Below are 7,346 nucleotides of genomic sequence, written 5' to 3' on the forward strand. Positions count from 1 at the left end.
GTTGCTCAGGAACTTATAAAAATAATTATCAATTATGTTGCGGAATTAAGGTCTTATACTAATATTATAACAGTTCTGAAATGAATAAAGTTTTGATTTCTCCATCTTTGCTGTCGGCCGATTTCGGTTGTCTTAAAGATGATTTGGACAAGATAAACCGCAGTGAAGCGGACTGGTTGCATATAGATATTATGGACGGTGTGTTCGTTCCTAATATTTCATTCGGATTTCCGGTACTGGAATATGTGGCCAAGCTTTGCAACAAGCCTCTTGATGTTCATCTTATGATTGTACAGCCTGAAAAGTTTATAAAGGAAGTAAAGGCTTTAGGCTCAATGATGATGAATGTACACTATGAAACTTGTCCGCATCTGCATCGCGTGGTGCAAATGATTAAGGATAACGGCATGAAAGCCGGTGTCACACTTAATCCGGCTACTCCGGTTGCTGTATTGAGTGATATCATTGCCGACCTCGATATGGTGCTTCTGATGAGTGTAAATCCTGGTTTCGGCGGACAGAAATTCATCCCAAACACTTTGAACAAGGTTCGTCGGTTGAAGAAACTTATCGAAGAAACCGGTTCCAACGCACTGATAGAAGTCGATGGCGGTGTCAATTTGGAAACCGGTAAACAGCTTGTTGATGCCGGTGCAGATGTACTTGTGGCAGGAAATGCCATTTTCAAGGCTCCGGATATGATAAACATGATTCATAAAATGAAAAACTTATAATTATTCAGATTGGAGAAAAAATCCTATTTGGTGAGCTATCCATTATTCCGGTTGACAGTTTTTATGGCAGCCGGAATTTTTTTCTTCGACAGATTTCTGCCGGACGTATCTGTACGGTCTTTACTTATTGTTCTTTGTGGTGCCGTTTTGCCGTTGCTTTTGTCGGCAGTGATTAAATTCAGAAAATTCACTCTGAATTATTCTTTCGGAATTATGGCCTCTGTTTGTTTCTTTCTGCTTGGCGGAATGCTGATTGTTCAGAAGAAAAACAGTATAGAATATGAGTGGCATGAGAGGTCTTTATGCTATTACGGGGTAGTAGAGACTACTCCGGAAGTGAAGGGCAAGACTTTGTGTTCGGAAGTGAAGGTTGAATATTGTATTCCATCTGCCTCAGACAGTATTGGACGGCATTATGTCAATCGTAATATCCTGTTATATTTTATTCCTGATTCATTATCCTATATTCCACGATGTGGTGATAATATCGTGTTACATTCTTCCATCTCCCGACCTGTTTCGGATATAGAGTTTATGGGGGTCGATTATGCCGGATATCTTTTCAATAAAGGAATATCGGGTACGGCTTTGGCTTTTTCCGGTAATTGGAAAGGTATCAAAGTGGAAGAACCTAATTCATTAAAGCATATGGCTTTAAGATGTAGAGATGCAGTTTCCGCAATGTTCAGAAGTTGGGATATGGACGATGATGAATTGGCTGTGGTTTCTGCATTGACAATAGGCGACAAGAGCGAGCTCACTCCGGAACTGAAAGCTGTTTACAGTGGGGCAGGGACGAGTCATGTACTGGCTTTGTCAGGATTGCATGTCGGTATCTTGTCTTGTATCCTTTATTTTCTGTTGTGGCCTTTGAGGAAACTGAAGGGTGGTAAGGCAATCCAGTCTGTAGTTGTTGCAGTGGCTTTGTGGATATTTGCTTTTATATCCGGGCTGAGTCCTTCGGTGGTCAGGGCTGTGACTATGTGTACGCTTTATCTTGTAGCCTCTGTAGTGGTGGAGAACGGTTTTTGCGGATTCTTTTCTCTGTCGCTTACCGCATTTATAATGCTGCTTTACAATCCTATGTATCTTTTCGATATAAGTTTTCAGTTGTCGTTCGTGGCAGTGCTTTCCATCATTCTTTTTTATCCGGTCATTTCCGAATGGATAAAGAGCAGTAACAGGCTTGTACATTATATATGGAATGCAATGTCTGTTTCATTGGCAGCTCAGCTTGGTACCTTACCTCTTATACTATATTATTTCGGTACTTTCCCTACATATTTCCTGATGGCAAATCTTGTAGTAGGTGTTTTGGCTTCTTGCATACTGTCGCTTACGATAGCTTCTCTTGTCTGTTCATTTATTCCTGCGGTGGGAGATTTGTGTATATGGCTTTTAGAGGCGGTGACAAAGATTCTTAACGGTTCAATGCAGTTTGTTCATAGTCTGGAGGGAGCGCAGATAACCTCACTATATTTCAATTGGATTCAGGTGCTGTTTGCCTTTGTCCTTTTATGTCTGCTATATGTCTTTCTCAAAAAGAAAACCCCTGCCGGACTTATAAGAATTCTTTTTGTATCTTGTCTGATAATAGTGGTTGAGGTTTATAAAATCCGCACAGAAGATGTTCCATCGCTGTTTTTTGCCCGTTCCGATTTATATATAAGAAATAACAGGGAGCTTGAAGTCATTGCGTCGGAAAACGGACTGCATGAGATAAACGGAATCAGGATAGGGGTAATGAAATCTCCATATTGGAAAGATATTCGTCTTACCGGAAAGACAAAACTTACCACTTTGGACTATGTATATATAAGCAAGGGTTTCAGTGGTAGTATTACAGGGCTGTCCGGACTGTTTGATATAAAGAATGTGATTATAGATGAAACCGTGAGCGAAAGGTATCGGGAGTTTCTGAAAGACGAATGTGAGAAGCTGAACATAAAATACACAGAAAAATCCGCTCAAGCTTCTTTTAGAATACTTCTGTAAATAGAAAAAAAAGAGTACATTTGCCAACAATTTAACACAAACAATCAAATATGCTGTCAAAGATTATCTTACAAGCGAACATTGACAAGGTAGAAACCTATTTCGAAAAGGCTGACAAAATAGTTATAGTAACACATGTTTCGCCTGACGGTGACGCTCTCGGCTCATCGTTGGGACTATGTCATTTCCTGCAAGGAATGGAGAAAAACGTGCATGTGATAGTTCCGAATGCTTTCCCGGAGTTCCTGCAGTGGATGCCGGGAGCAAAGGATATAATAAGATATGACAAGTATGCCGAGTTTGCCGACAAACTTATAGCTGAGGCAGATGTGATATGCTGTCTTGACTTCAATGCATTGTCAAGAATTGACGCCGTGGCAAAACCGGTGGCTGAATCGCAGGCACGCAAGGTTATGATAGACCATCATCTCAATCCTGAGCCATTCTGTAAGGTTACAATTTCGCATCCTGACATATCATCTACATCTGAACTTGTTTTCCGACTGATATGCCGTCTTGGATGTTTTGACGATATTACATACGAAGGTGCACAGTGTATTTACACCGGAATGATGACAGATACAGGCGGATTTACATACAATTCTAACGACCGTGAAATATACTTCATCATAAGTGAACTCCTTTCAAAAGGTATTGACAAGGATGATATCTACCGTAAGGTGTTCAATACATATTCCGAAGGGCGTCTTCGCCTGATGGGTTATGTGCTTTATGATAAGATGGAAGTATTCCATCAGTTCCGTTCGGCACTGATATGGCTTACCAAGGACGAACAGAAGAAATTCCAGTATGTGAAGGGAGATACCGAAGGTTTCGTAAACATTCCTCTTCAGATGAAAGGTATATGTTTCTCTGTTTTCCTGCGTGAAGATACTGAGAAGAATATGATAAAAGTTTCATTGCGTTCGGTTGGAAATTTCCCTTGCAACAAGGTTGCAACAGAGTTTTTCAACGGTGGCGGACACCTGAATGCATCCGGCGGAGAATTCTATGGCACTATGGATGAGGCTATTGAATTGTTTAAACAGGCACTCGTGAAATACGAGGATTTATTGCTTAAGAACTGATTTATAGCGTATTTTTCTACAAAATTAACTATTACATCGACTAATTAAGTGTGGGGATAAAAATAGTTTTATTAATTTTGCCCTGTAAATTTTTAAAATAATGAAGAAACTATTCTATTTATCGGTATTGGTATATGCATTGTCTTTCGGTCTTCAGAGTTGTAACAACGGAAAGACATATGCCGAAATGAAGGAAGAAGAGGCCGATGCCATCAACAGGTTTATCTTGGAAAAAGATATAAAGGTTATCTCTGAAAAAGAATTTATAGAGAATGATACGGTTACTAAGGAGAATGAGTTCGTTTTGTTCGACAAGAGTGGTGTGTATATGAACATTCAGTATCGTGGAGACGGTGAAATCCTTAAAGAAGGAAGATATAATATATCCTCTCGCTTTCTTGAAGTTTGTATAAAGGATGTTGAGGAGTTGGGTTTCACTGCAGGAGATACTTTGGCGCATAACAGATACTCGCCGTATTCTGAGAATTTCTTGCTCACTGTCGGCTCGTCCGGATCTTACACTGCATCATTTACTGATTTGGCTCAAAGTGCTATGTATGAGTTTTACCAAAAAAATACAGAGTTTCCATCAGGATGGCTTGTTCCGTTTGCTTATCTGAAAATGAAATCATATATTTCAGCTCCTCCGTCTGATAAGATTGCACGTGTGAGATTAATTGTACCTCATAGCGAAGGTAAGTCTTCATTCGCTATGCGTTATGTATATCCTTGTTATTATGAAATAACTTATGACCTAAATTAATATATCTATGACTTTAATCAAATCAATTTCCGGTATTCGTGGTACTATAGGTGGCCAGGCCGGTGAAGGACTTAATCCGTTGGACATTGTGAAGTTTACATCAGCTTATGCTACGCTGATTCGTAAGACTACAACTGTGAAGAGCAACAAGATTGTTGTAGGACGCGATGCACGTATTTCCGGCGAAATGGTAAAGAACGTAGTTTGCGGTACTCTTATGGGTATGGGATTCGATGTTGTTAATATCGGTCTTGCTTCTACTCCTACTACAGAACTTGCTGTTACTATGGAAGGTGCATGCGGTGGTATTATCCTTACTGCAAGTCATAATCCAAGACAGTGGAACGCTCTGAAACTTCTTAACGAACACGGAGAATTCCTGAATGCAGCAGAAGGTAACGAGGTATTGCGTATTGCTGAAGCTGAAGAATTTACTTTTGCTGACATTGACAATATCGGTAAATATACAGAAAACAATACATACAATCAGCGTCACATCGACAGCGTATTGGCTTTGAAACTTGTTGACGTTGAGGCTATCCGTAAGGCTAACTTCCGTGTGGCTATCGACTGTGTTAACTCTGTAGGTGGTATCATCCTTCCTCAGTTGCTCGAACAGTTGGGTGTTCAGCATATAGAAAAGCTTTACTGCGACCCTACAGGTGATTTCCAGCACAACCCTGAACCTCTTGAGAAGAACCTTACTGACATAATGGGACTTATGAAGAAGGGTGGAAACGATGTTGCTTTCGTAGTTGACCCTGACGTTGACCGTCTGGCTATCATCAGCGAAGATGGTTCTATGTACGGTGAGGAATACACACTCGTAACTGTTGCTGACTATGTATTGAAACACACTCCTGGTAATACAGTTTCAAACCTTAGCTCAACTCGTGCTTTGCGCGATGTTACTCGCAAATATGGCATGGAATACAATGCATCGGCAGTAGGTGAAGTGAACGTAGTGACTAAGATGAAGACTACAAACGCTGTAATCGGTGGTGAAGGTAACGGTGGAGTTATCTATCCTGAATCACACTACGGACGCGATGCTCTCGTAGGTATAGCATTGTTCCTTACTCACCTTGCACACGAAGGCAAGAAAGTGACTGAACTCCGTGCTACATATCCTGAATACTTCATTGCAAAGAACCGTATCGACCTTACTCCTGATACAGATGTTGATGCTATCCTTGTAAAAGTTAAGGAAATGTACAAGAACGAGGAAATCAACGACATCGATGGTGTTAAGATTGACTTCCCTGACAAGTGGGTTCACTTGCGTAAGAGTAATACTGAGCCTATCATCCGTGTTTACTCTGAAGCTTCTACTATGGAGGCTGCCGATGAACTTGGCAAGCAGATAATGGATATAGTATATAGCCTGGCTAAATAATAATTGTTATTATTCAAATATATGAAAATGCTCCCTTGATGGATAAATCGGGGGAGCATTTTTTATTCCACCCAGAGCATGTCACTCATTATTCCGTCTGATATGAAAATCCCGCTTTGAGTCAGTTTCAGGGTATTATCCTTTATTTCAAGTGTTCCCTGGCTGATGTGTGGGCGAGCCATCTTCAGGCAATAGTCGTAAAGAACGTTTCCGTATTCGGATTTTAGCTTATTCAGTGGCATTCCCCATGCGGTACGGATTGATGTAATTACGAAATCGTTGTAGTGGGTATATAAGTCCAGTTCTTCTATTTCTGATATTTCCGAGCCTTTGTTTATGCCTTCTATATATTTATCAAGTGACGAAATGTTCCATTGCCGTGAGTGTCCGTCGTATGAATGGGCTGACGGACCGCATCCAAGGTATTTTATCCCTGTCCAGTAACTTGAATTATGTCGTGAGTGCATTCCGGGACGGCAGAAATTTGAGATCTCATAATGCATATATCCGTTTTCTTTCAGACGTGAGATGAGTGTTTCAAACAGTGAATTGCTCAAATCCTCGTCGGCTTCGCTCACTTTGTTTTCTTCTCTCAGTTTGTAAAGTACGGTTCCTTCTTCGTATATCAGATGATAAGCCGAAATATGTTCCGGTTTCAGTGAGATGGCAGTGTCAAGATCTTTATTCCACGTATCCATACTTTCACCGGGGAGACCGTACATAAGGTCGATGCTTATATTGCGAAATCCTGCATTTCTGCATCTGCCAAAAGCCTCTATTGCCTGCTGTGCGTTGTGGCGTCTTTTCAGAAGAGACAGGATATCATCGTTGAAGGTCTGTATTCCCATGCTCAGACGGTTGAAAGGTAGGGTAGAGAGCATTTCCACATATTCGTCTGTCAGGTCATCAGGATTTGCCTCTATTGTTATTTCTGCTTCAGGATTTACTTTATAGTTTTCGTATATAGTATTGAATATATTTACGAAGTCTTTCTTTTCAAGTTGTGACGGTGTTCCGCCACCAAGATAAATAGTATCTATAGTTTCACAGTCCAAGTAGTTTTTTCTTCCGGCAATTTCCTTGCACAGAGCCTTGATATATTCGTTTTTCTTTTCGGAAGCCGTAGTAGAGAAGAAGTCGCAGTATATGCATCTTCTTTTGCAGAACGGTATATGTATGTATATTCCAGCCATTTTTCTCAGTCTTGATTGATGTCTTTTGCAAAGGTACTAAATTTCTGATTCAAATAATTGATTAAGAGAAAAGAGGTATCTGTAGGTATATATTCTTGTAAAAGACAGAACGTAATCTGTAAATATAAGCTTTGTATTTATAAATATAACTTGTATATATAAAAACATAATCTGTAT

At 40.2% G+C, this 7,346-nt stretch carries 6 protein-coding genes; 5 read left to right on the forward strand and 1 reads right to left on the reverse strand.

Features of this window, described 5'->3' with window-relative positions; all coding sequences use genetic code 11:
- Positions 1-80 precede the first annotated feature (80 nt).
- The 5 genes from rpe to glmM all read left to right on the forward strand — a co-directional run bounded on the left by rpe (position 81) and on the right by glmM (position 5,976).
- Positions 81-734, forward strand: coding sequence for a ribulose-phosphate 3-epimerase (gene rpe, locus QZ379_RS11265; protein WP_291564638.1), 654 nt, complete (start codon positions 81-83; stop codon positions 732-734).
- Positions 735-797: 63 nt separating this feature from the next.
- Positions 798-2,729 carry a ComEC/Rec2 family competence protein gene (locus QZ379_RS11270; protein WP_291564641.1) on the forward strand — a complete coding sequence of 644 codons (1,932 nt, stop codon included), beginning with the start codon at positions 798-800 and terminating at the stop codon, positions 2,727-2,729.
- A 50-nt stretch (positions 2,730-2,779) separates the two neighbouring features.
- On the forward strand, positions 2,780-3,817 hold the full coding sequence (locus QZ379_RS11275) for a DHH family phosphoesterase (RefSeq protein ID WP_291564644.1): 1,038 nt from the start codon (positions 2,780-2,782) through the stop codon (positions 3,815-3,817).
- Between the two features lie 100 nt (positions 3,818-3,917).
- The gene (locus QZ379_RS11280) at positions 3,918-4,580 is read left to right on the forward strand and encodes a DUF4827 domain-containing protein (RefSeq protein ID WP_291564647.1); all 663 of its coding nucleotides are present in this window, start codon (positions 3,918-3,920) and stop codon (positions 4,578-4,580) included.
- Between the two features lie 7 nt (positions 4,581-4,587).
- A complete protein-coding gene (gene glmM, locus QZ379_RS11285; RefSeq protein ID WP_291564650.1) occupies positions 4,588-5,976 on the forward strand; it encodes a phosphoglucosamine mutase in 1,389 nt (462 codons plus the stop codon).
- A 62-nt stretch (positions 5,977-6,038) separates the two neighbouring features.
- Here the strand turns inward: glmM and hemW are convergent, their stop codons facing one another.
- Positions 6,039-7,169: a radical SAM family heme chaperone HemW gene (gene hemW, locus QZ379_RS11290; protein ID WP_291564652.1), complete on the reverse strand. Its 1,131-nt coding sequence runs from the start codon at positions 7,167-7,169 to the stop codon at positions 6,039-6,041.
- Positions 7,170-7,346: the final 177 nt, after the last annotated feature.

It is taken from the genome of Bacteroides sp., assembly GCF_019417265.1.
Taxonomy (GTDB): domain Bacteria; phylum Bacteroidota; class Bacteroidia; order Bacteroidales; family Bacteroidaceae; genus Phocaeicola.

Bases quoted from the DNA above. Each gene is read 5' to 3' on its own strand.
- rpe (WP_291564638.1), top strand. From the start codon at position 81: ATGAATAAAGTTTTGATTTCTCCATCTTTGCTGTCGGCCGATTTCGGT.
- QZ379_RS11270 (WP_291564641.1), top strand. From the start codon at position 798: ATGGCAGCCGGAATTTTTTTCTTCGACAGATTTCTGCCGGACGTATCT.
- QZ379_RS11275 (WP_291564644.1), top strand. From the start codon at position 2,780: ATGCTGTCAAAGATTATCTTACAAGCGAACATTGACAAGGTAGAAACC.
- hemW (WP_291564652.1), bottom strand. From the start codon at position 7,169: ATGGCTGGAATATACATACATATACCGTTCTGCAAAAGAAGATGCATA.
- glmM (WP_291564650.1), top strand. From the start codon at position 4,588: ATGACTTTAATCAAATCAATTTCCGGTATTCGTGGTACTATAGGTGGC.
- QZ379_RS11280 (WP_291564647.1), top strand. From the start codon at position 3,918: ATGAAGAAACTATTCTATTTATCGGTATTGGTATATGCATTGTCTTTC.